Origin of the sequence: Mucilaginibacter sp. KACC 22063 (assembly GCF_028736115.1) — a bacterium.
Lineage (GTDB): Bacteria > Bacteroidota > Bacteroidia > Sphingobacteriales > Sphingobacteriaceae > Mucilaginibacter.
This window is the reverse complement of sequence record NZ_CP117877.1, coordinates 3,597,482-3,611,177: the sequence shown is the minus strand read 5'-3', so window position 1 is coordinate 3,611,177 and position 13,696 is coordinate 3,597,482. Positions and strand designations below refer to the sequence as shown.

At 41.1% G+C, this 13,696-nt stretch carries 10 protein-coding genes; 7 read left to right on the top strand and 3 right to left on the bottom strand.

Annotated features, from left to right (window positions below; all coding sequences use genetic code 11):
- Positions 1-166: 166 nt before the first annotated feature.
- The gene (locus tag PQ461_RS15595) at positions 167-1,420 is read right to left on the bottom strand and encodes a BSAP5b family pore-forming toxin (protein WP_274206460.1); all 1,254 of its coding nucleotides are present in this window, start codon (positions 1,418-1,420) and stop codon (positions 167-169) included.
- A 272-nt stretch (positions 1,421-1,692) separates the two neighbouring features.
- Here PQ461_RS15595 and PQ461_RS15590 point away from each other — a divergent pair, with 272 nt between their 5' ends.
- Both PQ461_RS15590 and PQ461_RS15585 read left to right on the top strand, forming a co-directional pair.
- Positions 1,693-2,967 carry an aminotransferase class I/II-fold pyridoxal phosphate-dependent enzyme gene (locus tag PQ461_RS15590; protein WP_274206459.1) on the top strand — a complete coding sequence of 425 codons (1,275 nt, stop codon included), beginning with the start codon at positions 1,693-1,695 and terminating at the stop codon, positions 2,965-2,967.
- A 5-nt stretch (positions 2,968-2,972) separates the two neighbouring features.
- On the top strand, positions 2,973-3,611 hold the full coding sequence (locus tag PQ461_RS15585) for a TetR/AcrR family transcriptional regulator (protein WP_274206458.1): 639 nt from the start codon (positions 2,973-2,975) through the stop codon (positions 3,609-3,611).
- Positions 3,612-3,644: 33 nt separating this feature from the next.
- Here the strand turns inward: PQ461_RS15585 and PQ461_RS15580 are convergent, their stop codons facing one another.
- Positions 3,645-4,604 carry a helix-turn-helix transcriptional regulator gene (locus tag PQ461_RS15580; protein ID WP_274206457.1) on the bottom strand — a complete coding sequence of 320 codons (960 nt, stop codon included), beginning with the start codon at positions 4,602-4,604 and terminating at the stop codon, positions 3,645-3,647.
- 100 nt (positions 4,605-4,704) lie between these two features.
- On the opposite strand from PQ461_RS15580, the gene PQ461_RS15575 reads away from it, so the two are divergent.
- On the top strand, positions 4,705-5,811 hold the full coding sequence (locus tag PQ461_RS15575; RefSeq protein WP_274206456.1) for an FAD-dependent monooxygenase: 1,107 nt from the start codon (positions 4,705-4,707) through the stop codon (positions 5,809-5,811).
- Positions 5,812-6,025: 214 nt separating this feature from the next.
- Here PQ461_RS15575 and PQ461_RS15570 read toward each other — a convergent pair whose 3' ends face one another.
- Positions 6,026-6,640 carry a TetR/AcrR family transcriptional regulator gene (locus tag PQ461_RS15570; protein WP_274206455.1) on the bottom strand — a complete coding sequence of 205 codons (615 nt, stop codon included), beginning with the start codon at positions 6,638-6,640 and terminating at the stop codon, positions 6,026-6,028.
- 199 nt (positions 6,641-6,839) lie between these two features.
- Between PQ461_RS15570 and PQ461_RS15565 the strand changes: the two genes are divergently transcribed.
- Genes PQ461_RS15565 through PQ461_RS15550 form a run of 4 tightly spaced genes read left to right on the top strand, consistent with a single transcriptional unit; the run spans position 6,840 to position 13,653 of the window.
- Entirely contained in the window at positions 6,840-7,919 is a 1,080-nt protein-coding gene (locus PQ461_RS15565; RefSeq protein ID WP_274206454.1) for an efflux RND transporter periplasmic adaptor subunit, read from the top strand.
- A 6-nt stretch (positions 7,920-7,925) separates the two neighbouring features.
- Positions 7,926-11,033: an efflux RND transporter permease subunit gene (locus PQ461_RS15560; RefSeq protein ID WP_274206453.1), complete on the top strand. Its 3,108-nt coding sequence runs from the start codon at positions 7,926-7,928 to the stop codon at positions 11,031-11,033.
- Between the two features lie 10 nt (positions 11,034-11,043).
- Complete coding sequence (locus PQ461_RS15555) at positions 11,044-12,342, top strand: TolC family protein (RefSeq protein ID WP_274206452.1); 1,299 nt, start codon at positions 11,044-11,046, stop codon at positions 12,340-12,342.
- Between the two features lie 21 nt (positions 12,343-12,363).
- Positions 12,364-13,653 carry an NAD(P)/FAD-dependent oxidoreductase gene (locus tag PQ461_RS15550; RefSeq protein ID WP_274206451.1) on the top strand — a complete coding sequence of 430 codons (1,290 nt, stop codon included), beginning with the start codon at positions 12,364-12,366 and terminating at the stop codon, positions 13,651-13,653.
- The last annotated feature ends 43 nt before the right edge of the window (positions 13,654-13,696 follow it).

Here is a 13,696-nt window from a genome sequence, read left to right as displayed (position 1 = left end):
TTACAGTTTAAAATTTATAAATCAATTAGTGGCTTTAACACCACTAATTGATTTATAAATTCATAATTATTAATAGTGACTTGACAGTCCGCGTACTGCGGGCTCTTTATAAAATACTACATTAATTACGGCAGAAAGATATAGGCATAGGCCTGTACATGTCAAGCTATTTATTAGTTACTTTGATTGAAACACCTTTAGACACGGCAAGCGTTTTTAAATTGGTTTGCTGAGTATTTACCACGATATCGGTACAATCTACTCCGCTCCATACACCCCTAACTTTGATAACTTTGCTTGTATTTTGACCTCTTAAAGTAGCAATATAATTTACGTTCATGTTGTAACGTGTTACAGTTGCAGTTGCGGTTACTCTTGTATTGGCAGGTATTAGTAATGGGATATCATAATTTCGTGTATCCTCAGAGGTCTCGCTTTGTCCGTAAGTATGCGAGATCGATCCTCCGATTTCTGTACTGATCTTACCACTTGCAATAAATGGAACACTTGCTTTGATTTCGGTAGAAACCTTTGTGGTAAAAGTACTTTGGTTAGTAAAGTTTGAAGTCTTAGAGGCTTTCTGTCCGAAGCTTGTGGTGATACTTTGCTGAACTGATGTGCCATTAGTGTAAGTCCAGGTAGTAGAAAAATCGGGTATTTGACTAAGGGTTGCAGTTGCGTCATTGATGTATTCTATACTTTCCAATTTAAAGATATCATTAGGCACAATATTAAATTGTTGTGCGATACCATTACTAGGCCTTGCAAATCCGATGGCACCGTTGGTTGCATCGAGATAATAATTAAACACATCCCATGGGCTGCTGCCACCTGAACCTAAGATATCTTGGTTAATAAAATAGTAAGCATCATTAGTTGCGTTAGCCGCAAAGTCCCATGAAAAGCCGAAAAGGCTTGTGCTTCCGGCTGCTTGAGTATACAGTACGTATTTGTTCGGGTTACTGGCATACGATCCTGCACCTATAGGCATTTCTTCATTAGCAGAATAGATTAAGTAGGGTATACCGGTTGATGCTGGTAAAAATCTCAAATGAAATAGCTGATTACCATTTGTGGAAGAGTAGGGTGCCAGTATAACTTCTTTTCCCTTTCCCTGAGATTGCAGGGTATTCTTACTAAAATAGGCGTCCTTAGTTTGGATAAAAAAGTTAATGCCATTTAATTGATAAAGGTCATTGAAGACGTCAGATGTTGACATCGCTTTTAGTTTCTTTGGCTTTTTGGGAAACTTGGTGGAATCAAGCGGAACGATACTATCTCCGATCATTGACAGAGAAGCAAGTTTTGCGTTGCTCTTTAAATCTCCTTTGTTTGACAAATCAGTTTTCTGCAGTTGAACATCCTTCTTACAGGACATAATTGATAATGTGATAAGGCTTAGGTAAATGAATTTTTTCATAAAGAGTAAGGTTTAAGTTTTTAAGTTCTTTTTGGTTAAATAATTTCTTGAAAATTAAATATAATTTCTCATGTGTGTGAAATTTATTGACAAATTTATTAAAGCTGATAATCAAATATTTAAGTGGTTAAACATTCAACACTACAATTTATGAGGCATAAAATTGCTGTGACCCAGAACAGATATTTTCTCAGCAATGAGAAAATATCAAGTGAATTAATAATTTAAATCCTCATTTTAGGAGCCTTACAACCATTATAATCCTACACCTCATGTTTAAACACAACATTAATTTTGCAAAAGCAAGCTTCAAAGATTTTGAAGCGATCCCTACACTTGACGCATTTGAACGAGCGTCTTTGTTTCAGGAGTTTACTGACTATATGCGGGCTAATAGCCAAATGAACTTTCGCTTTTTAACAACAATGAAAGGTAATGGTCCGGAAATGTGGGTTACTTCCCCATTCAACGAGGAGCCCCAAAAATGTGTTAGTTTAGTTTCTAATGATTATCTGAACTTCACACAGCATCCCTTGGTGAAAAAAGCTACAATAGATGCAATTGAGAAATATGGGACAGGTGCGGGAGCATCACCTTTGATCGGCGGTCACCATGAGTATCATGAAATGCTTCAGGAAAAAATTGCTGCCTTTTTTGGCCGTCCAGCTGATTCTGCATTAATTTTCACAACAGGCTACACCGCTAATAGCGCATCTTTATTGGCGCTACTAAAAAAGGAAGACGTAGCAATTGTTGATATGGCAGTACATGCCAGCGTATTTGAAGGTTGCAAGGACACTAATGTGAAGATGTTTCTCCATAATGATCTCAGCATACTTGAAAAAATACTCAGAGAGTCACAAGGGAAATATAAGACACGGTTGGTAATCATCGACGGCGTATATTCGCAGGACGGCGATCTGGCGAAAATGAAAGAAATATTGGAATTGACCAGACGCTACGCTGGATATTTGATGGTAGATGATGCTCATGGCATAGGCGTACTTGGGCAAAAGGGACGCGGGGTTATGGAGATATTTGACGTAATCAATCAGGTAGACATTATATCCGGCACATTAAGTAAAGCTTTTGGCCATGTTGGCGGATTCATTGTAGCCTCACCAGAAATAATCAATTTTTTAAAATTCCAGTCGAGGCAACAGGTATTTTCTTCTACGTCTACGCCTGCTTCTGCCGGTCTTTTAAAAGCAATTGATCTTATAGATGAAGAACCACACTGGCGTCAGCAGTTAGCTGACAACGTCGCCTATTTCAAAAAGGGTTTAACAGAGCTGAAACTTGATATAGGCAATACAGAATCGGCCATAATACCGGTTAAGATTGGAGACGCTCATAAAACTGGTGATGCCGGAAGATTACTGCTTAAAGCGGGAGTTTATGCAAATACGATTGTTTATCCGGGAGTGGCCCGAAAAAATGCCAGGATCAGAACTAGTCTGATGGCAACCCACACAAGAGAACATTTAGACAAGGCATTAAATGCATTTGAATATGTAAACCAAAAACTGCATCTTTCCTTATTATAAGGAATATGCAACGTAAAACCTATAAAGGAATCAATAACAACAAAGAGCGTTCAATGCTCAAATTGATTGAGGGAGTAGGTAAAGTTATACGCGAAGATGGCTATACGGGTCTTAATGCAGCCAACATTGCAAAAAAAGCGGGTGTGAACCGTCGGCTAATCTATCTTTACTTTGACAGTCTTGATGCGTTAATCGAAACTTATGTAAAGGGTAAAGATTATTTTGTCGATTCAGAGGGTAATGCAGGACAATTATTGAAAGCACCTGAAACTGCCACCTCCAGGGATATCCTCGAAAATATGCTCATTAACCAGTTAGATTATTTCATAAAGAATGAGGAGTGGCAAAAAATCATATTATGGCAGATCAGTGAACGCAGTCAGGTGATGTTTGAAATTGCCGAACAGCGCGAAAGGCTTGGTGAGGCATTTTTTAAGTTAGCAGAACAAGATTTGCCTGGAAAAGATGTAGATCTTCGTGCGGTAGCAGGCTTGTTGGTTGCCGGTATTTATTATATGGTTTTACATGCCAAATCTAATGATAGTCTCTTCTGTGGAATTAATGTAAATACAATGGAAGGACAAAATCGTATTAAGTCGGCTATCCAACAAATACTTGCAAACGCTTATAAAATTAAGGATTAGCACGTTACGTTAATTTCTCCATAAAGACTATAGTTAATTGATGCTTTGAACATATTTTTTTGGTTTCTTGCCGATATGCTTTTCAAACACTTTAGTAAAATGCCCCAGGTTCTCAAAGCCCATTTCATAGCCTGCTTCCGATACTGATAGTCGCTCTTCACGTAACAACCGCGCAGCTTCTTTCATGCGTAAGTGCTGATAATAGTCATAAATACCCCTGCCAAATACCTGCGTAAATATTTTGCGAAGCTTTATTTCATTCATCCCCGCAATTTGTTTTAGTTCATTAATAGTACTTGGCTTACTAAGAGACGAAACGATCTTGTCCCTGACCTGATAAACCGCCTTGATCTCTTTTGCACTTAGTTTTAAACTATAAGCACCTTCACGCTTCTTTAAATTAGTGAACAGATGGTAAAGTAGTTCCATGGCCTTTGTTTTATAATAGAAACTCTTCATAGCCGCAGGCTCTTCTTTTTTCACGATGTCATTTACAGTGCGTAAAATATCATCGGTCATTAACTCCTCAATCCAGAAATTATTGGTGCTGTCAAAAAGGTAATCAAAATGTTCTGCTTCTTCTTTTAAAAAGTTTCTCAAATACCCTGCACTAATGCTGATAGAAACATGAGACACATGAGTGTTTTTCTTAAAATCTAAAGATTGGCGAAGCGTATACGGAAATATGCGTACATAAGGCGGCTCCATTGGTGAGGTGTTTTTATGCTTAACTAATTTATCATCAGTGTTATTTTCGAATATGTTATGAAATACAATGCCAATACCGTCTGGTATATCCGATTGGCCGGTTACGCGTGTAAAATCATTCATCACATAAAATGAACCGAAGTGCATGGCCATGTCTGGCAAAAAGGTAAATCCTTTAAAAAAGAGGACCTGAACGTGTTGCAGCACGTCCTCCAGTACTACTCCTAATTTATTGGTGAATTCAAGTATACTCCTTGGATGATAATCACTTGATTTAGAATTCATTTTTTTCGAGTAAAAATACTATTTTATCGAATATTTTACTTGTAGAGCTAACATTAGTTTTGCCTTATCAATAATGTATTAAAGCAAAATAATTGAAGCAATGAAAAAACAAGTCTTAATATCCGGTGCCAGTTTTGCCGGATTAACGCTGGCTTACTGGTTAAATAAATTCGGTTACGGAGTAACCATAGTTGAACTGGGTAAAGAGCTCAGAACAGCCGGCTCACCTATTGATGTACGCGGTGACGCACTGAACATAGCGAAGGAAATGGGCATTTATGACCAGATCAAAGCCAATGAATTCATCCATACTGATGAGATTGTGGGTGCAGAAGATCAAACACTGGCTAAATTCGCCATCAATAATTTGCCTGAATACCTGGGTGATATTGAAATACATAGAGGCGATCTGGTTAAGATCATTTATGAGGCCATTCCGAAAGATGAGGTGGAGATAATTTTTGGTAACAGTATATCTAATTTAACCCAGCATCAAGATCATGTGGAAGTATCCTTTGAGAATGGTGAAAATAAAATTTATGATCTTGTATTTGGCGCCGATGGCACTCACTCCACAGTCAGAAGACTTGTTTTTGGTCCAGAGGATGAGTTTAAAAAGTTCCTGGATGTTTACTTTGCATTTGCTGCCGCAGATCATATCGAAACGGGTCGGCCAAAATCAACAGGCATTGTTTATCGTGAATTGGGCAAACAGGCAGTGATCTTTCAGTTTAAAGATGCCGCGAATGCCATCCTTGTATTCCGTTCACCCAAATTAGATTGGCATTATCGAGATCGCGAACGGCCTAAGCAAATTTTAAAAGCATTTTTTGAAGATAACTCCAATTGGAAGATCCCGCAGATATTAGATGCGATGCTTAACGCCGATGACCTTTATTTTGACGAAGCTTGCCAAATTCAAATGCCAAGCTGGACAAAGGAGCGTGTTGCCCTAATAGGTGACGCGGCATACGCCCCAAGCTTTTTCACCGGTATGGGTACCAGTTTGGCTATGCAAGGCGCCACATTATTAGCGAAGGAATTGCACGCTAATGGTGATTATCAAACTGCTTTTGAGAGATATAACGAGCTGTTTAGGCCGTTTGTGGAGAGCGTTCATGCGCGTGTGGACCGCTCGTTAAGGGTACAATTACCAGAAACGCAGGATGAATTACAAGCATCTATTGGGGCATGGACTAATCAGTGATCATAGAAGTAAGCTTCCTCACTTCATCGAATACCGTAAATCTTTAAACGCCGCATTTTTTTATAACTATAGACGCATTAGATATGCGCCTTAATTTCATTAGTACTATTCTAATAATTAACTGGGCTTTTTCATGCTAATTTTTCGCAAAAAGTTAACCCCGCGATAATATTATCGCGGGGTTGTTCGTAAAAGTATTTGCAGTTCCATGATCTTAAGAAAGTCCCTTTTGAAGTAGTTGAGCCAGCCAGGAAAGTTTGTCTTCGTAATTCGGAAAACGGCCGAAGAGTATAATTTCCATTTCAAAACTTTTGAAAGCGGTGTGTAGCGTTTCAGCTAAAAAAAGGCGGTCTTCATCACTAAGAGATTTGATGTCATCGTTTTCCATTGCCCATTGTATCATGGTTCCCATGAGTAATAATTCGTCTTCCAGCATGGTTCTCGATTTGAGAATAATTAAACCGGGATCAGTTTTCAGGTCATTTACCAATAATTCATAATCACTCACCAGTAATTTGATGTTTTCCAGTTTACGGCGAAAGTACTGATCAATATTTGCTGAAAACGAACGTCTTTTACTTACAACTGTTGAACAGTCTTTTAGTATCGCTGACATAATTTTCCCCGTTACTGCATTCAACACCTCGGTTTTATTGTCAAAGTATTTATAAACAGTACTGCGTACCTTTTTAGCTTCTTTAGAGATATCCTGCATGGTTACCCTTGTATAACCATATTTTTTAAAAGCAATTTCAGCGCCTTCAATAATCTCCTCCTTTACACGGTCTGTCACAGCTTCGTTCTCTTTTTTCAAAATATCCTTATTCATATAATCCACTACAACCTAAACAATAAAAGGCAGGGTGTTTACAAAAGTGTAAAAAAAATATCAATCAAAAGTGATAAAAAACAAAAAGACAAAAAATGTTATTTTGTATTTTTAATTAGAAGTTGTTTATATATTTGCAGCGGATAATCAGATATTACAAGACATATATTAAATACAAAAAGCAAAAACTTGTCCAAAAATGAAGTGCTTTATATCACAACGAAAGACGATCATCATCGTAGCCGCAATTGCCATATCAACCTTGATGAGCAGCTGTAGTCATAAAAATAACACGAAGGCAGGCCCTGATACACTTGCTGTAGAAGTGATCAATTTGGGTAAAGATCACAACCAGGGGACACAGCAAACTGATTATGACGGCACCCTTCAGGCCGACAAGGCTATAGACTTAAGTTTCCAGGTTTCAGGTACTGTAACTTCATTTCCTGTGAAGGCGGGTGATTATGTCAACAAAGGGCAACTGGTTGCGCAGGTAGATGAAACCACTTACCGCAATCAATATAATGCGCAGTTGGCACAGGCTAAGCTGGCCGAAGAAAATTATCGCAGAATGGATGAGGTCTATCGTAAAGGAAGCATAGCGGAGATTAAAATGCTTGAAGCACGGTCAAACTTTGAACAGGCGACATCGGCAGCTAAGGCAACTTACCAAAATATTGTGCATACCCGCCTTTATGCCCCCCAGTCGGGTTACATAGGTGATAAAAAAATAGAAGCCGGAGGCGTGGCGAACCCAGGGCAGCCGATTGCCCAACTATTGGAAACCGGATCTATACAAGCCCTGGTAGCAGTGCCCGAGAGCGAGGTGAACCGCTTTCCAAAAGGCACGCCAGCTGTGATAAAAGTAGATGCACTGGCAGGCCGTGTATTCAATGGCGTAGTTTCAGAAGTTGGCGTGCTTGCGGTTAATGGTACAGCCAATTACAATGTAAAGGTTAAACTAACCAATGCCGACCATGTGCTTAAACCAGGCATGCTGAGTAAGGTTAATTTCCTGTCTTCTAAAAAATCAGTTGATACGGCTGACAGTGCTGGTGTATTGGTGCCGGTACAGGCCGTTCAGGTGGATGAGCAAGGTAACAGGTTTGTGTACCTGGCCGGAGCTGATAATAAAGCTGCACGTAAAATGGTGAAAACAGGCCGGCTTTATAGCAACGGCATTGCCATTACCGAAGGCTTGAAAGGCGATGAACGGCTGATCACCTCTGGCTATCAAAAGCTTTCGGATCAAACCCCAGTAACCATACTCAATAAATAAGCCGCTATGAAAGAAGAAAAAGGAAGTATGATTGACTGGGCCATGAAATATCATGTGCTGCCGGTAGCCTTCGCAATCATCCTGTTTATACTTGGTATAGCAGCGCTTTTTAACATGCCGCGAAATGAGTTTCCTGATTTTACGATAAGGCAGGGTGTTATCATTGGCATGTATCCGGGTGCATCTGCCAAACAGGTAGAACAGCAAATGACTAAAAAGGTAGAAGAATACCTTTTCAGCAATAATGAGGTCGACAAAACAAAAACCTATTCCTATTCAAAGGATGGGATGATGTATATATTCCTGGAAGTATCAGATAAATACAACGATGTTCAGAGCAAAGCCTTCTGGAACAAGATTAAAAACGGGATGCTCATTTTACAGAGCCAGTTACCTAAGGAAGTCCGGGGCTTTTACGTCAACAGTGATTTTGGCAGCACATCGGCCTTATTAATGGCTGTTGAATCTAAAAGCCGCCCATATAAAGAGTTACTGAACAATGTAGAATACATTGAATCGCAATTACGCCATGTTAAGGATGTAGCCAAAATATCGCATACCGGTAATCTTGACGAGCAAATATCAGTTTACATAGACAACAACAAACTACAGCAGCAGGGTATTTCGGTAAACACCATTATGCAGGTGTTGCAAAATGCAGGTGCTATCAGTTCAGCAGGTACAGAGAAGGGCGAAGTCATTGATCGCCCGATACACCTGAGTACGTTTTACCAGACCGAAGCGGACCTGGCCGAGCAGATTGTCCGTCAGGATAATAACGGGAATACGGTGAGGCTGCGTGACGTTGCTACCATCAAACGCAAATATCAGGAACCGGATAGCTATGTAACCTCGAATGGGACAAAATCTATCATCATTTCACTGGAGATGGTGAGCGGTAAAAACATTGTGCAATTCGGTAAAAAGCTTGAAGAGCGGCTGGATGTCGTGCGTGAGCATCTGCCTAAAGATATCCAAATGGTAAAGCTGGCTAATCAGCCGGAAGTGGTTGATGAGTCCATTACCCACTTTATGAAAGAGTTTGCCTTTGCACTGGTTGGGGTAATCGTCGTAGCGTTGTTATTGCTGCCTTTCCGCGTGGCTGCTGTAGCTGCGGCAACAATTCCGATAACCATCGCCGCTACATTGGGTATTATGTACCTTTTCGGTTTGGAGCTGGATACTGTAACCCTTGCAGCATTAATTGTCGTGTTGGGTATTGTTGTAGATGACCCTATTGTGGTGATAGATAACCACATTGAAAAATTGGATCACGGCATGTCAGTCTGGGATGCAGCAAAAAGCAGCGCATCAGAGTTGTTCCCTTCGGTATTTACTGCAACGCTGGCCATATCCGCCACATTTGTGCCGCTAATGTTTTTCATGACAGGTACTGCAAAAGACTTTATCAGCGTTTTCCCTTTTACCATCATTATCGCATTAACACTGTCGCTGGTTATCTCCATGATGCTGGTGCCGTTCTTTAACACGCTCTTTATTAAAAAGGGACTTTTGCACGGTGAAAAAAAGACTGATAAAAAATCTTTTTTGGATTACCTGCAAGACTTTTTTAATAAGCATATCGGCAATGCCATGCACCATTACAGGCTTACTGTTTTATTTGCAGTATTGTCTGTTGTAGTAGGTGTCATCTTTATGGGGTTACTGCCACAGCAGTTATTCCCTAAGGTAGAACGCAACCAGTTTGCCGTGGAAATCTACCTGCCAAGCGGCTACAGCCTTGCGCAAACAGATAGTGTGGTGAAGGGTATGGAACGCATACTGGCAAAAGATAAGCGCATCGTAAATTATACAAGCTTTATAGGGTCCAGCTCGCCGCGATTCCATATGGTATATGCACCTAACCTTGCTGCAAAAAATTATGCACAGATCCTTATAAATACAACTTCAGAGGATGCCACTGAAGAAGTGATCAAAGAATACATTCCTAAATACAGCGAACGTTTCCCATCCGCTTATGTCCGGATGAAGCAACTGAATATGGTTAATGCACAGGCGCCGATTGAAGTAAGGATATCCGGAGATAGCATATCTGACCTGAAAAAAGTTGCTCAACAGGTAATGGCAATTGGTAAACGCAACAAAGAGGTGAACTGGGTACGTACTGATTTTGATGATATGCAGCAAGGGCTGAATATAGATGTAAAAACAACTGAAGCTGCACGTCTTGGTATCAGTAAAAACGACATTGCAAATACTATTGCTGCCCAAACAACCGGTATCAAAGCAACACAACTTTGGGAAGAGACCTATCCTATAGATGTAGAGATAAAGACACCGGATAAGGTGCGCATGGACATAGCCAAGCTGAACGAGCTGAACATTGTATCACCTAAAACCAATGCAGCTGTGCCTTTAAGACAGGTGGCTAACATTACACCAGACTGGAATGAGGGCCAGATTGTACGTCGCAACAGTATACGTACGCTCACCGTTAGGATGGATGTATTGCCTGATGCTGTTGCAAACGGCGTATTGGCCAAATTGCAGCCGGATATTAAAAAAATAAAACTTCCTGAAGGTGTGGAAATAAACTACGGCGGGGAACTTGAGCTGCAAAATGAAAACATGGGCCCCATGGGTATGGCCTTAGGGTTAAGTGTTATTCTGATCTTCCTGATCCTGTTATGGCACTTTAAGCACCTTAAACATGCGGTGCTGAGTATTACCACCATGCCGTTAAGTATACTTGGCGCATCATTTGGATTGTTGGTTGCAGGTTATCCATTCGGTTTCACGTCCTTTTTAGGTTTGCTGGCACTTTGCGGTATTGTAGTTAGAAATGGAGTGATCCTGATTGACTTTGCAGAAGAACTGCGCCACCATGAAGGCGTATCCGTATTTGAAGCAGCGAAGCTATCGGCCGAGCGGCGAATGAGGCCCATATTCCTTACATCATCTGCAGCGGCTGTTGGTGTTATACCGATGATCCTTAGCCGGTCATCATTATGGGGGCCGCTGGGTACCGTAATCTGCTTCGGTTTATTGGTTTCCATGTTACTCACGCTGTTTGCTTTACCTACTATGTATTGGTTGTTTTTCCATAAAGAAGACCAGCAAACGGCCCATAAAGAAACAAGCCTCAACGCTTAATGTCATTATTATGAAAAGATTGATTTTAGCCTTAATCATAACGGTTATCAGCCTGCCTGTATTTGCTCAGCAGCATATAGTATCGCTTAAGCAAAGCAAAGAGGCAGCACTATCATACAGCAAAGCTTTAAAAAACGGGCAATTACGAACCGAATCTGCAAAAGCCGGTGTGTCTGCCGCCAAGGCAGACTATTTACCTTCGGTTAGCGCAACCGGGTTGGGGTTGCTGGGTTTTAAAGACTTTATTTCTGCCATGCCTCCCTTACTTGAAAAGGGCATTAATAACTTTTACCTGATTGGTGTTACAGGCACGCAACCAATTTATGCCGGCGGAAAAATACAAACCAGCAATAAACTGGCAGGCCTGCAATTAGATGTAGCACGCATACGCATGCAGCAGTCAACCGACTCGGTGCTTTTGCTCACCGAGCAGAAGTACTGGAACTTGGTGAGCCTGCAGGAGCAGCAAAAAACTGTAGCTGCTAACGAGGTGCTGCTTAACGGACTGCTTAAAATGCAGAAAGATATGCTTGCTTCGGGGCTTATTGCACGTAATGACCTGCTAAAGGTGAAGGTACAGCTTAGCCAGTTAATGGTGCAAAAAAGTAAATTACAAAATGGGCGGCGAGTAGCCTTACTCGACTTCTCTATGTATACAGGTATGCCTTTTGATTCATTGATGACCATGCAGGATACCTTGGATAAAGAGCATATGCCTGTATTGCCCGGCCTGGCACCCGATACTTTACTTGCAAAAAATTATGATTACCAGTTACTTAAAAAACGTGTAGATGCACAGTTATTGCAAACCAGGTTATCAAAAGGTGATAATCTGCCGAGTTTGTCAGTTGGGGCTAGCGCAGCACAGACGGGCTCATTTAATAATGCTTTCGGCAGTTCATTTGTCCCTTCGGGATTTGTAACATTAAGTATCCCTATATCCAATGGTTTATGGGGCCGGGGCAAGCAAAAAGTGAAACAGGAAAAGTTAAATGAAGCCATTGCTGCCAATGATTTTCGCGATGGTCAGGATCAGATAAAGTTGGGTATTACGCGCTACTGGTATGAACTAAAAGATCAGCTTACGCAAATCAGCTACGCACAGGAAAACCTGAAGCTTGCCGTTGAAAACCTGAAAGTAAACAAGGATAACTACAAAGCAGGCCTAAGCCCTGTAACAGATGTGTTGGATGCCCAGGCCAGTTATGAGCAAGCTGCCCAAGTGCTTACTACCGCTTATGCCGATTATAATAACCAACTGGCAGTTTACCATTATCTCACTGCAACGGGAGAAAATTATCAGAGATAATCACAATTAATAGTATCAGAAATGAAAGTGGTGATCATTGGAGCCGGATTTGCAGGACTGCGGCTGGCCAGGAAACTTAGCAATCAAGAAGGTGTTGAAGTACTGCTGATAGACCGGAATAATTTTCATCAGTTTCAGCCGCTGCTATACCAGGTGGCAACAGCAAGCCTCGAGCCAAGCAATATTTCCTTTCCGCTGAGAAAGATATTTCAGCACAGTGAAAACGTGAGGATAAGGATAGCTGAAGTGACAGGGTTGGATACGGTGCAAAAGCTGGTTTTAACCGATATCGGCAATTTTGAATATGACCAGCTGGTTATTGCAACCGGCACGGTAACAAACTACTTTGGTAATGATGCCATAAAACAGCACACGCTTCCAATGAAAACAACATTGGAGGCACTGCAACTGATGAATAAGATCATCAATAATTATGAAGATGCACTGGATACTCAATCTCCATCAAAGCGGTCTTCGTTAATGAGCGTTGCCATTGTTGGCGCCGGGCCAACAGGTGTTGAACTTGCAGGTGCATTAGCAGAACTTAAGAACAATGTATTGCCCAAGGATTATCCCGAGTTGGATATAGAGCTGATGAACTTATATCTGATCGACCGCAATTCGCGTCCGTTGAAAAATATGAGCGAAAAGTCTGGTATTGACGCCCTGAATTACCTTACTGATATGGGGGTGAATTTTATGCCCGCAACAGGGGTGGAAACCTACGACGGTAAATTGTTGCAGTTAAGTAACGGACAAAGCATTGAAGTGCGTACCGTGATATGGGCTGCAGGAGTAAGCGGCGACATACCGCCAGGTTTAACGGGGGATGTAATAACCAGAGGTAATCGACTCAAAGTAGACCGGTTTAATATGCTGGAAGGGGCAGATGCGATATACGCTATAGGTGATATCGCCCAAATGAATGCGCCCGGTTACGAGAATGGGCACCCGCAATTGGCCAGTGTAGCACAAAGTCAGGCCGATAATCTTGCCGAAAATATTGTCCGTATGCTTGAGGGGGAGCAACTAATAGCTTATGAATATTATGATAAGGGGATTATGGCCACTATAGGCAAGCGCAAAGCCGTGGTAGATCTTACTTTTCCGAAATGGCATTTAAAAGGCAGGCTTGCCTGGTTTACCTGGATGTTTGTGCACTTGATGCTTATTCTGGGGGTTAAAAACAAGGTGCAGATTTTTATTAACTGGCTTTACAAATATTTCACTTCCGATCAAAACCTCCGCCTGGCGCAACGTGCCAATGGCCGAATAAAAAGCTTAGAAATTATCGGAAACCAGATTGATTGAGTTTGAGCGTTAATGAAGCTTCCTCTGGCATTCATTAGCAACG

Bases quoted from the DNA above. Each gene is read 5' to 3' on its own strand.
- PQ461_RS15595 (WP_274206460.1), bottom strand. From the start codon at position 1,420: ATGAAAAAATTCATTTACCTAAGCCTTATCACATTATCAATTATGTCC.
- PQ461_RS15590 (WP_274206459.1), top strand. From the start codon at position 1,693: ATGTTTAAACACAACATTAATTTTGCAAAAGCAAGCTTCAAAGATTTT.
- PQ461_RS15585 (WP_274206458.1), top strand. From the start codon at position 2,973: ATGCAACGTAAAACCTATAAAGGAATCAATAACAACAAAGAGCGTTCA.
- PQ461_RS15580 (WP_274206457.1), bottom strand. From the start codon at position 4,604: ATGAATTCTAAATCAAGTGATTATCATCCAAGGAGTATACTTGAATTC.
- PQ461_RS15575 (WP_274206456.1), top strand. From the start codon at position 4,705: ATGAAAAAACAAGTCTTAATATCCGGTGCCAGTTTTGCCGGATTAACG.
- PQ461_RS15570 (WP_274206455.1), bottom strand. From the start codon at position 6,640: ATGAATAAGGATATTTTGAAAAAAGAGAACGAAGCTGTGACAGACCGT.
- PQ461_RS15565 (WP_274206454.1), top strand. From the start codon at position 6,840: ATGAAGTGCTTTATATCACAACGAAAGACGATCATCATCGTAGCCGCA.
- PQ461_RS15560 (WP_274206453.1), top strand. From the start codon at position 7,926: ATGAAAGAAGAAAAAGGAAGTATGATTGACTGGGCCATGAAATATCAT.
- PQ461_RS15555 (WP_274206452.1), top strand. From the start codon at position 11,044: ATGAAAAGATTGATTTTAGCCTTAATCATAACGGTTATCAGCCTGCCT.
- PQ461_RS15550 (WP_274206451.1), top strand. From the start codon at position 12,364: ATGAAAGTGGTGATCATTGGAGCCGGATTTGCAGGACTGCGGCTGGCC.